We start from the raw sequence: 11776 nt of genomic DNA, 5'->3' as shown, positions 1-11776 counted from the left end.
TGCATATAAGCACTATGCTTTGATATCACACATATCATTAAACAAGACGGAATGATGACATGATACCTAGTACCTTTCACTCAAGTGAGAACTTCTGGAAAATTTTGAAGAGCGAAGCAATTGACGTTGCTGCAAAAGAGCCAATGCTTTCTTCATACATCCACGCTTGCGTCATCAACCATCACAATTTTGAATCTTCCTTGAGCTTCATTTTGTCCAACAAGGTCTCTGATGATGTTATGCCAGCGATTGCTGTGCGCGAGATTTTTGAAGAAGCTTATTTGCTAAACCCAGCAATGGTTGAATCGGCAATTATTGATATACAAGCTGTATTGAGCCGCGATCCAGCAGTGTCTTCATTCTTAACTGTACTCATCCATTTCAAAGGTTTCCATGCTCTACAAATTCATCGACTAGCAAACTATTTGTGGCACAAAGACCGAACTGACCTATCTTTGTTTATTCAAAGCCGTAATTCTATTGCCTCTGGCGTCGATATTCACCCAGCCGCAGTGATAGGTAAAGGCGTCATGCTTGATCACGCCACTGGTATTGTTATTGGTGAAACAGCGGTTGTTGAAGACAACGTTTCTATCTTACAAAATGTCACCTTAGGCGGCACCGGTAACGAACAAGGTGATCGCCACCCGAAAATACGACAAGGGGTGATGATCGGTTCTGGCGCGAAAATTTTGGGAAATATTGAAATTGGTGAAGGCTCAAAAGTTGGCGCGGGCAGTGTGGTGTTGTCTGATGTGCCTTGCTGCGTGACGGTAGTCGGTGTGCCTGCGAAAGTTGTTGGAAAACCTGATTGCACAATGCCTTGTGATTCAATGAAACAGAACGTATTGGAAGATAGCGCCGAGAGTTAGGCGCTATACTTTCAAACATTCTATTCTGCACACAATCAAATCAGGTAAGTAAGCTCTTCGAGTTCGTGTATTTCCAAATTTGGTAATACTCTCACTGGCTCAGACCTAATGTCCATCTTGCGGTCACATGCGTGCCAAGCCGTTGAAAAGCCAGCTAAGCTTGCGCCCCAGACGTCTTTCTCTAAATTATCTCCCACGTGGAGTATCTTCTTTCTAGGCACTGCCAATAACGCTGCTGCTTTATCAAACATGTGTGCATGAGGCTTCATTGGACTGTTTTGACTCGCCTTTAGCACCGTTTGGAAATACTCATCAATACCGATTTGTTTAGTATTAACATTACCGTTAGTAATGGCAACTAACGGCAGTTTTTTAGCAAGCGCAGCCAGCACAGTCGCAACAGCATCACTGACCTTAAAATTGCTTCTTTGGTAATAGAACCAATCGAAACAATCGTCAACGGCTTTCTTCAATGTACTGCCAGCATAACCACCACGCTGTAAACCTTCGCTTAGGACTCTGCGCCTTAATTCACCCATATCCGAAAAGAGTGTTGGGTCGTCTCGCAGCGCTTGACGCTTAAATTGTTGCCAATCGTCTTTATGCAGATGAGATGAGTCTGGATAACGTTCTGAAATATAATTTAATAGACCTCGTTCAGCCTCAACAAGATAAGGCCAATTATGATACAAGGTATCATCCAAATCGAAGGTCATAGCGGTAATTTTGGGTGTTGGTTTGTAAATAATCACTTTTTCTTGGCCCTAGGGTGTGCCTGGTCATATGTTTGAGATAGGTGCTGAAAATTGAGATGAGTGTAGACTTGAGTGGTGGATAAGTTAGCGTGTCCTAACAATTCTTGTACGCCTCTTAAGTCGTTGCTCGATTCGAGCACATGAGTTGCAAATGAGTGGCGTAATGTATGCGGACTAATTTGTTGATAGAGCGTTTGTTGCTTCGCCCAATGATCAAGACGAGTTTGTACTTGGCGATTACTAATCCTCGTTTTACGGTTCGAGAGAAATAAAGCACTTTCATCGTCACTTGCACGCAGTTTGTCTCTTTCTACCAACCAATCTTGTAATGCTTTGTTGGCTTTTTTGCCCAAGGGAAGTCGCCTTTCTTTGTTTCCCTTACCAATGACTCTAATTTCATTACTAGCTAATATGTCTGACAGGCGCAGGCCCGTTAGCTCGGAAAGACGAATACCACAACCATACAATAGCTCGAACATAGCTTTGTCTCTTATCCCGAGAAAGCTATTACTGTCAAAATTTAACAAGCTTCCCATTTCATCAACATTCAGTTGTTTCGGTAAAGGCTTTGATTGTTTAAGTGATTGAATAGAGGCTACAGGGTTATTCGGAAGATAGCTTTGTGAAACCATGTATTCGCAAAAATTGCGTAATACAGTGAGCCTGAGGTTAATTGTTCGAGTGGAGAGCTTTGCACGACTGCATTGCATCAACATCATCTTAATATGGTCCGCAGATAGTTGCTGCCACGAAGTCAGGTTGAGGTGCGCCAAGGCGCTTAGGATTTGTCTTTGGTAGTTACGACAAGTGTGTTCGGACAGTTGTCTTTCGACACGTATAAAATGGATAAATTTCACAATCCATGAAGAGAGTTCTTCAGGCAGGTCTTCAAGCTTGGTAATAGTGGTTTGAACGCGTGAGCTTGTCATTCAATCCAAAAGGGCTTAGTAATGCAGCAAGTCTGGCATCGCAACATTTAAGAACTCTTGCAGTTGCCTGATCAATAAGGTGTCCATATCCGGTGTAAAGTGAATCGGATCTGCACTGCCAATCGCTAAAATACCCAAGTCGCGCTGGTCACCTAAAAGCACTAAGGCAACTGATTCTGCAATGCCATCGCCGAATAACAGTTGTTTTTCATGCTGACTTAAACGACCAAAGAAGAAATCGGAGTCTTTGAAGCGCTTTTCCATAAACAAACGCTGTTGAATTTCAGGTAAAGCAAACATGCCTTTAAAAGGCTTGATGCTAGCTGCCGACATGTCTAGTTCATCTTGCAAGGTTTCTTCAATGGTATATTGCATTTCAGCAAACTCAGTGCATCGAAGTAAGCGCAGGTTAAGGTCAGCATATACTCGGTAAATGGCTTCGTTTTGCTTGGCAACGGAGATTAATTGGCTTAGTTTGAAACTGAGTTGACGAACTTTCTTGCGTAGCTGGTCGCTTTGTAACTCGACTAAGGACACAGAACCTTTTTGTTTATGAGGAATTTGTACTTTTTCAGCAACATCGGGATTTTTAACAAAGAAGTCTTTGTTATTCAGAATGTATTCACGCACTTCTTCTTCTGTCACCAAAGAAGGTGTGTAATCCTGCGCTAGCGCTTGCGCTGTATTTCCCTTAACACTTGATTTATTCATAGCGTTATTTGTCCATCGTAAATGTGTTCTGCGGGGCCCGTCATTTTTAAAAGACTGTCATCCCCATGCCATTTTATAATGAGTTTACCACCTGGGAGCTCGACATTCACTTCTTTATCGAGTTTGTCCTGCATAATTCCAATTGCGACCGCTGCACATGCGCCACTGCCACACGCCAAAGTCTCGCCAGCTCCGCGCTCGAAGACTCTGAGCTTAATTTCATTGCGCGAAATAATTTGCATAAAACCGACATTTACGCCTTCAGGGAAACGCTCATTTGCTCCAATCAATGCGCCAATTCCTTCAACATCATGTGTGGCGACGTCATCAACCTCCAGCACGCAATGAGGATTGCCCAAAGACACCGCACCACAAAAGTAGGTGCTGTCGTTATCACGCAGAATATAAGTGTTTTCTTGTTTATTGGCTTTAAACGGTATGCGTACTGGTTCAAATATAGGTCTACCCATATTGACAGTGACCAACCCATCTTTCTCTAGGTACAAGACCATGCGGCCTGCTTTCGTACTGACTACGATTTTATTGCGATTAATCAGCCCTTTTTGTTTCACAAATTTGGCAAAGCAGCGAGCACCGTTGCCACATTGAGATACTTCAGAACCATCAGCGTTAAAAATACGGTAGTGAAAATCTTGATCTGGGTCGTAAGGAGGCTCAACGATAAGGAGTTGATCAAAACCAATTCCAAAGTTGCGGTCGGCAAGCTGTTGGATCTTCTCTTTAGAGAAGAACACATTTTGTGTCACATTGTCGACGACGACAAAGTCGTTGCCCAAACCGTGCATTTTCGAGAAATTTAACAGCATTCGCTTCTTATCGTTATTATTGTTGTTTTATTCATGGCAGCCTAAGAGTAGTTTACGTAACTTTATGCTCACCTTTCCAGAGATCTTTTAATTTTTCTCGTTCTCTGACCACATGCACTTCCTTACCGTCGACCATAATTTCTACTGGACGACAGCGGCTGTTATAGTTGCTCGCCATCACAAAGCCATAAGCACCGGCACTTCTCACCGCTAAATAGTCGCCGGCTTGAATAGCGAGTTCGCGATCTTTGCCCAGAAAGTCTCCGGTTTCACACACTGGGCCGACAATGTCATATAATTTACCTACCTCACCAGTACGAGGACGGACAGGAATAATTGCTTGCCAAGCGCTGTATAGTGCAGGACGAAGGAGGTCGTTCATCGCCGCATCAACTATGGCAAAGTTTTTCTCTTCGCCTTGCTTCAAAAACTCTACTGCGGTCACCAGTATGCCAGCATTTGCAGCAATCGCTCGACCTGGCTCCAAAATCAGTTTTAAGTGCTCTCGGCCTTGCATCTTCTTAGCCATTGCAGCGGCATATTCTTTAGGGTGTGGGGGTGTTTCATCATTATATGGAACGCCTAAACCACCACCAACATCGAGGTGAGAAATAGTAATGCCGTGCTCTGCTAACTCATCTATTAAAACCAACAAACGTTCAAGCGCATCAACAAACGGAGTAATGTCTGTGAGCTGAGAGCCAATATGACAATCCATGCCTTTAACATCTAAGTTCGGCATCGCTGCAGCGCGTTTATAAACTCGTAATGCATCGTCTCTAGCAATACCAAACTTGTTCGCTTTTAAGCCTGTTGATATGTAGGGGTGCGTTTTAGCATCGACATCTGGGTTGATACGAATTGAAATAGGCGCTTTAACACCCAGTTCACCAGCAACGTGGTTAATTCGGTCAAGCTCTGCGTCAGACTCCACATTAAAGCACATAATATTATGTTCTAATGCAAAGCGAATCTCAGCTGAGGTTTTGCCAACGCCAGAGAAAACCACTTTGGTAGGATCACCGCCCGCTTCGATGACTCGGCTCAACTCGCCCTGGCTAACAATATCAAAACCAGAGCCTAAATTAGCAAGTACTGATAGCACACCCAAATTGGAGTTTGCTTTTACTGCGTAGCAGATAAGATGGTCATGCGCAGCAACGGCATTGTCAAATGCATGCCAGTGCCTTTCTATCGTCGCTCTGGAGTATATGTAAGCGGGTGTACCGTATTCTTTTGCGATATCGGCAACCGGCACGTCTTCAGCAAAAAGCTGTTCTTGGGAATAAGTGAAAAAGTCCATGTTACTGCTCCTGCATCAAGGTTGATTCAGGGGCGTCCGCACGGTTTTCGGGTTCCGGTTTGTTCGCTGGTGCATCTTTGGGTAGGTATAAAGGACCACGTTGCCCACAGGCAGATAAAAACAGCATAAAACCCATCAATAGGGCGATTTTAGAAGATCGATTCATTAAGACAAAATAGCTAGCTTATAATGCCCTAACAATGCATTGCAATGGCGTAAAATGCAAGCCTTGAACCAATAAATTACGCGTCAAATGTGGCTAAATTTCTTGGTAACTTCACTAGGGAATTCAACTTCTTGCCAGAGTTCCTGACATATGCCTTGAGTATCACTCCAATTACCAGCGAGGATCCAGTCAATGAAGCGATTAATATTACTTGGAAATTTTATCTTAGACGCACGATTTTCGGTCAACCATTCTTCAATGTTGTCAGTGTCCAAAGCAAATAAGGTGTCAGATAGACCGAGTTGACGTAAGGTGAAAGCATTCGAAAATTGTTCAAATTGACCGTTCAAGGGTTTCATCAATAACGCTTTACCTAAACTCAAACATTCTGTTGCCAACTCAAAACCTCCGTTAGCAATTACCCTAGAGCATGACATTAGGGCATGGTGAAAGCCATCTTTAGAGGGCGGGAACCAATGCACGTTTTTGTCTATATAAGGAGTTTTAACTTCTGGATGATAACAGTAAAAAGTCGTTTCACTCAGTGGAGCAAGCGCTTGCTGAATACTCATTGTGGTTTCGAAGGGAAGGTAGACCAACACAAACGGTTGCGCTTCTATATCTGCTGAGCACGCTAATTCAGCTGGCACAAATGGCGGAATAATCGCTTGGTTAAAGTGATACCAATGTACGCCAAGTGCAAAGTCAGTAGGTGCAAAATGTTTGGTAATAATTTTGTCGACGACACCTTCTGCTTCAGTAGGCACGGAATAGTTAAACGCTGCCTGATGACTAATTGAAAGTGATGGCACTTTTTGTTTTTTGGCAGCCCATGCTGAAACGGGCTCGAAGTCATTGAGTACAAGATCGTAGCCGCTAAGATCTAATTTGTTGACGTCTCGCATGAACTCAAACAGCTTTGCTTGTTTCAGTGTTTTGAAGCGGTGCAGAGCGCCGTTTTCAGTGACAAATGACAAGCCGGTGCGAGTGCTGTATTCATTGAAAACTTGCATATCAAAATACGCATCTTTGTCCCGACCTGTAAACAAGTAGTCGACATGAACCTCGCTGCGCTTATTGAATGCCTCTGCCATCAGTCTCGCCCGAGCTATGTGCCCATTACCCGTACCTTGAATACCATATAAAATTTTCATTCTGATTTGCGCTTCCTGTTTAAGCCAAAGAAAATAGGCTAAGAGTGGCTAAAGTACTGCCTAGAATGGCGCCGAGAATAACATCCAAGGGAAAGTGCACTCCCAATAAAATACGTGATAAACCAACTAGAGTTGCCCATATAAATGCGATAAGGGCTAAACTTGGGAAAAAGCTCGCAATAATCGTGGCCATTAAAAAGGCTGCTGCGGTATGCCCCGAAGGTAAGCTAAATTTATCTGAGGGTGTGATGTGAGCAGTGAAATTGCATAGGCATGCACTCGGCCGTTCTCGTTTAAACATTTGTTTCAAGATAAGGTAGATTGGAACCTCTAAGGCGTAGGCCATTAAAGCTGTGTATAAGAAGAGGGTGGCGTGTTCGTTGTCTATGAGAAACATCACAAACGCAATCACCAAATAAAGATAACCGTCCCCTGTCTTTGATACGGCTTTAATCATTTTGCAGTTGCTAGACTCAGAAAACCGGTTGAACCAAAAGAATAAAGCAGTATCTAATTCTGTAATTCGCTTTAGTGTCATAACATACCCTAAGCTAGTATTTTCAGGGCTAAAGATACGGTTACTATGTGAACAATCAGTGACAGAAATAAGAAAGCTCTGTGACAATTTATATTTGTGTTTCATCTCTTGTGAGAAGTGCTACTATGCGTGTGTCGTCTATCAAATAACCTATAAACAATGGTTTAAGGATTATCATGGAATACAATACCTCTGAGTTGTGCGATTTGTTTGCTGACAGCGTTGATGTTCTCGACCCAATACTCACCAGCTTTGGCGGTCGCTATTCTTATGGCGGCGAAGTGACAACCATTAAATGCTTTGAAGATAAAGGCCTCGTCGACAAGGTGCTTGCAACCGATGGTGAAGGCAAAGTGTTACTCATTGATGGCGGCGGCAGCACACGACGTGCTTTAGTTGATGCATACAATGCCCAAATGGCTGCAGAAAACGGTTGGGAAGGTATTGTTTGTTATGGCAGCGTGCGCGAAATTGATATTCTTGAAGATTGTGAAATTGGTATCCATGCCATCGCAGCTATCCCGGTTAATGCCGAAAGCCGAGAAGTCGGAGACCTCGACGTCGCAGTTAATTTTGCGGGAGTTACCTTTCTCCCAGAAGACCACCTATACGCAGACGGCACTGGGATTATACTATCCCCAGAACCCTTAGACATAGACTAACATCACGTCATTCCCGCGGAGGCGGGAACCCACGTTTATCGTCATTCCCCCTAAGCACGTCATTCCCGCGAAAGCGGGAACCCACGTTTATCGTCATTCCCGTGAAGGCGGGAACCCACGTTTATCGTCATTCCCGCGAAGGCGGGAACCTAAACTTCTATTTGACCTCAAGACTAGTTTACGAAAAGCTGATCTTTTCATTTCGTTAAAGCTTTGTATTGTTGCTCCTTCAATTGACAAGGAAATCAATAGTGAAGCAACCCTCTATATACATCATCACAAACAATAAAAACACAACACTGTATATCGGTGTAAGTAGTGATTTAAAAGCACGTATTTATCAGCACAAAAACAAACTAATCGAAGGCTTTAGCGCAACATATCATTTGCATAAACTTGTTTACTTTGAAGCCCTTGATGATATGGAAAGCGCAATAATTAGAGAGAAAAGGCTTAAAAAATGGAATCGAGCTTGGAAGAATCGGCTTATCTCCGAACTTAATCCAAGTTGGAGAGATTTGTATGGCGACTTGTTTTGAGTATTCTTTTGCTTTTATAAGTATGAGTTAGATCCCCGCCTTCGCGGGGATGACGATAAACCATGGGTCCCCGCCTTCGCGGGGATGGCGTACTTAGTGTGGATGACGTGATTGGGGGGATGACGATAAACCGTAGGTCCCCGCCTTCGCGGGGATGACGTGGGTAAAGGGATGACGTGATGGGGGGTGACGATAAACCGTAGGTCCCCGCCTTCGCGGGGATGACGTGCTTAGGGGGGATGACGTACTTAGGGTGGATGACGTGCTCAGGGGGATGACGTGCGCAATTTATTTCGCAAATAACTCGTTTAAATGAGCAGCGATTCTCACACCACCTTCCTGCAAACGAACTTTGGCGGTTGGTAGATGTTGATAAAGGTAATCCCAACCTAAACGGTCGCCTTCAGGGTAGATTGTGTCTCTGATAGTTGCACTTTCTGTGATATAAATAAGTGGGTCGGTTGTATTCCATTTCGCTGCTTGCTCTGGTGTGATTTTTTCACTTAACCATTCCGTCCACTCAGTATAAGACAACTGTCTGCGGTCAAGTAGACCTGAATCCCACACGCGATGAAGGTTTGATTTTTCCCAAAAGAACTCAAGTTTGAAATCATTACCCCCTTTATCTGTGCCATCACCGGCGTGCAATGGTTGGTGCAAATCACCAATAATATGCACAATAAATCGAAGCGCTCGTTGGCGTTCAGAAAGTGGGGCTGTATCGTCTTTTACTATTTTTGAAAACTTCTTCAACGCAGTGTAGGCATCGCCTTGTTCTGGGGCGTGTTTATGTTCTTTGTATGTTTCGCCTTTTGGCACGGTGACATAATGATAAGGGCCCGCCTCCTTTTGCCAGAACTCTTCTGGGTTAGAACGCATTTCGTCGGCATAAGTGGATGCCTCAGCCAAGCTTTCGTTCGGCAACAATGCAGCAATGGCAGCTTTTGCTTCTTCACTTAAGTACTGTTCTGCGATAGCACCAGTGATTCTATGCCCTGTTTGACCCCAAGCGTGCGCTTGTTGGATTGAGCTAGCGGCTAACAATGCACTTGCGATTAATAGTTTTTTCATATTTCTCTCTTTGTATAAGTCTGTCGTTCAATATGTATTTATTTATTCTGGCCGTAGCCCCAGCGCTCAACGAGTTGCTGGTCTACACCAATGTGGTCGAGTATCCGAGCGACTACAAAATCAATCAGGTCATCTATAGTTTTCGGTTGATGATAAAACCCGGGCGATGCTGGCATGATGGTAACGCCCATTTGTGACAGTTTTAGCATGTTTTCTAGATGAATCGTTGAAAACGGCATTTCTCTAGGCACCAGAATTAACTGTCCACGTTCTTTTATCACCACGTCTGCCGCGCGTTCGATCAAGTTGTCACATGCGCCCATTGCAATCGATGAGATGCTTCCTGTAGAACAGGGGCATACTATCATCTGTTTTGGCGCTGCAGATCCCGAGGCGACCGGAGAAAACCACTCTTCTCTTCCGCAGACAATGATCTGACCTTCTTTGGCTGAAAAACGCTCAGCGAAAAAACGACCCGCATCCTCTGGTTTGCTGGGTATTTTTAAATCTTCTTCGGTCGCAAACACGACCTTTGCAGCAGAAGAAATCAGCAGAAAAACAGTGTAGTCAGCTTTAACTAACTGCTCTAATAAACGCAATGCATAGGGAGACCCTGACGCACCAGTAATCGCTAATGTGATAGCTTTGTTCACTCGTTTTCCTTTTGGGTTTAGTGCCATTATTTACCTGTTTTGATGCTTATACGCAAGAGCGTCGAGGAGAGTTTGATGAATGCCATTAAAACCACCGTTGCTCATCACCAAAATTTGGTCTCCTGTGGCGGCAGTATCGACAACTTGCGCTACAATATCTTTCGTTTCATGGTAAACATGTACGGGCACTTGGCTATTTGCGACCATGTCTTTAAGCGACCAGCCTAAATTATTTGGCTCAAATAAGTGTATTTCGTCAGCTTTTTGCCACGAACTAGCGAGTGTATCTTTATGAACCCCCATTTTCATGGTGTTAGAGCGAGGCTCTAGAATCGCAATTATTTTAGTTTCCGGATGTTTTTTACGCAAACCATCCAAGGTTGTTTTGATGGCTGTGGGATGATGTGCGAAATCATCGTATACCGTAATCCCAGCAACTTCACCTTTTACTTCCATTCTACGTTTTACATTCTCAAAGCGACTCAAGGCTTGAATTGCATCTGCAAGCTGAACACCCGCATGATGAGCAGCAGCAATTGCCATGACAGCATTGCTAACGTTGTGTTCGCCAATCAAATCCCAACTGACAGTACCAACTAGTTTTCCTTTATGATAGATATCAAATTCACTTCCATCGGCCGCAATCAACTGTGTTTGCCAATCATTCTTGCTACACATACCGTTTGACTGTTCTGGTGCAATGTTATTGCCAAGTGTTTGGGTTTCGCTCCAACAGCCCATGTCTAATACTTCGTTGAGTTTTTCATCCTCTGTCGGCGAAATAATCGTACCGCTAGCAGGGACACAGCGCACAACATGATGAAATTGCTTTTGTATCGCAGCTAAATTTTCGAAGATATCAGCGTGGTCAAATTCGAGATTGTTCATCACTAAAGTGCGTGGACGATAATGCACAAACTTCGACCTTTTATCGAAGAAGGCGCTATCATATTCATCGGCTTCAATCACGAAAAACGGTGATACGCCGACCCTCGCTGACACACCAAAATTCTCAGGTACACCGCCAATCAGAAAGCCAGGGTTTAAACCAGCGTCCTCTAATATCCAGGCGATCATACTTGATGTTGTGGTTTTACCGTGGGTACCTGAGGCTGCAATCACCCAGCGATCTTTTAGTAAGTTATCTAATAGCCATTGTGGCCCGCTAGTGTAGGGGAGGTTTCTATCAAGAACATACTCAACTGCAGGGTTGCCGCGGCTCATCGCGTTTCCGATGACTACCATATCAGGAGCGGGTTCAAATTGGTCAGTGTCAAAGCCTTGGGTGAGCGCGATACCTAAGTTTTCCAGTTGAGTGCTCATTGGCGGGTAAACGTTGGTGTCAGACCCTGTAACGGTATGGCCTAGCGACTTAGCTATCGCTGCGATTCCGCCCATAAAACTGCCACAAATACCGAGAATATGTACGTGCATGTCATCACTTTCTTTTTGTTTTTGCATACTTTACCAAAACATAGCAAAGGACGAATGTACTTTTTGAGAATATTCATAAAATGCTGCATATTTTCAGTATAAGACTAAATTACTGCATACGTATGCAAGAACTGGGTCGCAATTTTGAGGTTGCAAGGTTAC

The 11776-nt window shown here is 43.9% G+C and carries 14 protein-coding genes; 3 read left to right on the top strand and 11 right to left on the bottom strand.

The window, feature by feature from the left end; genetic code table 11:
* The first annotated feature begins 59 nt into the window (after window positions 1-59).
* Entirely contained in the window at window positions 60-872 is an 813-nt protein-coding gene (cysE, locus tag RM556_RS05820) for a serine O-acetyltransferase (RefSeq protein ID WP_311374116.1), read from the top strand.
* A 35-nt stretch (window positions 873-907) separates the two neighbouring features.
* On the opposite strand, the gene RM556_RS05815 is transcribed toward cysE, so the two are convergent.
* The 8 genes from RM556_RS05815 to RM556_RS05780 form a co-directional block, all read right to left on the bottom strand.
* The gene (locus RM556_RS05815; protein WP_311374115.1) at window positions 908-1624 is read right to left on the bottom strand and encodes an HAD-IA family hydrolase; all 717 of its coding nucleotides are present in this window, start codon (window positions 1622-1624) and stop codon (window positions 908-910) included.
* Window positions 1621-2556: a tyrosine-type recombinase/integrase gene (locus RM556_RS05810; RefSeq protein WP_311374114.1), complete on the bottom strand. Its 936-nt coding sequence runs from the start codon at window positions 2554-2556 to the stop codon at window positions 1621-1623. Before RM556_RS05810 ends, RM556_RS05815 begins: the two co-directional genes overlap by 4 nt.
* Window positions 2557-2571: 15 nt before the next feature.
* The gene (locus RM556_RS05805; RefSeq protein ID WP_311360966.1) at window positions 2572-3267 is read right to left on the bottom strand and encodes a DUF484 family protein; all 696 of its coding nucleotides are present in this window, start codon (window positions 3265-3267) and stop codon (window positions 2572-2574) included.
* The gene (dapF, locus tag RM556_RS05800; protein ID WP_311374113.1) at window positions 3264-4094 is read right to left on the bottom strand and encodes a diaminopimelate epimerase; all 831 of its coding nucleotides are present in this window, start codon (window positions 4092-4094) and stop codon (window positions 3264-3266) included. The genes RM556_RS05805 and dapF overlap by 4 nt, the downstream gene beginning before the upstream one ends.
* A gap of 52 nt (window positions 4095-4146) precedes the next feature.
* Window positions 4147-5397 (bottom strand): diaminopimelate decarboxylase, encoded by a 1251-nt coding sequence (gene lysA, locus RM556_RS05795; protein WP_311374112.1) that lies wholly within the window; start codon window positions 5395-5397, stop codon window positions 4147-4149.
* A 1-nt stretch (window position 5398) separates the two neighbouring features.
* A complete protein-coding gene (gene lptM, locus RM556_RS05790; RefSeq protein WP_311374111.1) occupies window positions 5399-5563 on the bottom strand; it encodes an LPS translocon maturation chaperone LptM in 165 nt (54 codons plus the stop codon).
* 83 nt (window positions 5564-5646) lie between these two features.
* Window positions 5647-6717 (bottom strand): MJ1255/VC2487 family glycosyltransferase, encoded by a 1071-nt coding sequence (locus RM556_RS05785; protein WP_311374110.1) that lies wholly within the window; start codon window positions 6715-6717, stop codon window positions 5647-5649.
* A gap of 19 nt (window positions 6718-6736) precedes the next feature.
* Window positions 6737-7255 (bottom strand): phosphatase PAP2 family protein, encoded by a 519-nt coding sequence (locus tag RM556_RS05780; RefSeq protein WP_311360971.1) that lies wholly within the window; start codon window positions 7253-7255, stop codon window positions 6737-6739.
* A 176-nt stretch (window positions 7256-7431) separates the two neighbouring features.
* Here RM556_RS05780 and rraA point away from each other — a divergent pair, with 176 nt between their 5' ends.
* Entirely contained in the window at window positions 7432-7917 is a 486-nt protein-coding gene (gene rraA, locus RM556_RS05775; protein WP_311360972.1) for a ribonuclease E activity regulator RraA, read from the top strand.
* A gap of 251 nt (window positions 7918-8168) precedes the next feature.
* A complete protein-coding gene (locus tag RM556_RS05770; protein WP_311360973.1) occupies window positions 8169-8456 on the top strand; it encodes a GIY-YIG nuclease family protein in 288 nt (95 codons plus the stop codon).
* 288 nt (window positions 8457-8744) lie between these two features.
* On the opposite strand, the gene RM556_RS05765 is transcribed toward RM556_RS05770, so the two are convergent.
* From RM556_RS05765 to mpl, 3 genes are read right to left on the bottom strand one after another with little or no spacing between them, the layout of a single operon-like run.
* Window positions 8745-9527 carry a S1/P1 nuclease gene (locus RM556_RS05765; RefSeq protein ID WP_311360974.1) on the bottom strand — a complete coding sequence of 261 codons (783 nt, stop codon included), beginning with the start codon at window positions 9525-9527 and terminating at the stop codon, window positions 8745-8747.
* 38 nt (window positions 9528-9565) lie between these two features.
* Window positions 9566-10180 (bottom strand): flavin prenyltransferase UbiX, encoded by a 615-nt coding sequence (locus RM556_RS05760; protein WP_409220055.1) that lies wholly within the window; start codon window positions 10178-10180, stop codon window positions 9566-9568.
* 30 nt (window positions 10181-10210) lie between these two features.
* Window positions 10211-11614 carry a UDP-N-acetylmuramate:L-alanyl-gamma-D-glutamyl-meso-diaminopimelate ligase gene (gene mpl, locus RM556_RS05755; RefSeq protein ID WP_311374279.1) on the bottom strand — a complete coding sequence of 468 codons (1404 nt, stop codon included), beginning with the start codon at window positions 11612-11614 and terminating at the stop codon, window positions 10211-10213.
* Window positions 11615-11776 lie beyond the last annotated feature (162 nt).

This window comes from Alteromonas sp. W364, assembly GCF_031846205.1.
In the GTDB taxonomy this organism is placed as follows: Bacteria; Pseudomonadota; Gammaproteobacteria; order Enterobacterales; family Alteromonadaceae; genus Glaciecola; species Glaciecola blandensis.
The sequence above is the reverse complement of the archived record's forward strand: the minus strand, read 5'-3'. Positions and strand labels throughout refer to the sequence as shown.

Excerpts from the sequence above, each read along its gene's own strand:
- cysE (WP_311374116.1), top strand. The coding sequence starts at position 60 with ATGATACCTAGTACCTTTCACTCAAGTGAGAACTTCTGGAAAATTTTG.
- RM556_RS05810 (WP_311374114.1), bottom strand. The coding sequence starts at position 2,556 with ATGACAAGCTCACGCGTTCAAACCACTATTACCAAGCTTGAAGACCTG.
- RM556_RS05805 (WP_311360966.1), bottom strand. The coding sequence starts at position 3,267 with ATGAATAAATCAAGTGTTAAGGGAAATACAGCGCAAGCGCTAGCGCAG.
- dapF (WP_311374113.1), bottom strand. The coding sequence starts at position 4,094 with ATGCTGTTAAATTTCTCGAAAATGCACGGTTTGGGCAACGACTTTGTC.
- lysA (WP_311374112.1), bottom strand. The coding sequence starts at position 5,397 with ATGGACTTTTTCACTTATTCCCAAGAACAGCTTTTTGCTGAAGACGTG.
- lptM (WP_311374111.1), bottom strand. The coding sequence starts at position 5,563 with ATGAATCGATCTTCTAAAATCGCCCTATTGATGGGTTTTATGCTGTTT.
- RM556_RS05785 (WP_311374110.1), bottom strand. The coding sequence starts at position 6,717 with ATGAAAATTTTATATGGTATTCAAGGTACGGGTAATGGGCACATAGCT.
- RM556_RS05780 (WP_311360971.1), bottom strand. The coding sequence starts at position 7,255 with ATGACACTAAAGCGAATTACAGAATTAGATACTGCTTTATTCTTTTGG.
- rraA (WP_311360972.1), top strand. The coding sequence starts at position 7,432 with ATGGAATACAATACCTCTGAGTTGTGCGATTTGTTTGCTGACAGCGTT.
- RM556_RS05765 (WP_311360974.1), bottom strand. The coding sequence starts at position 9,527 with ATGAAAAAACTATTAATCGCAAGTGCATTGTTAGCCGCTAGCTCAATC.
- mpl (WP_311374279.1), bottom strand. The coding sequence starts at position 11,614 with ATGCACGTACATATTCTCGGTATTTGTGGCAGTTTTATGGGCGGAATC.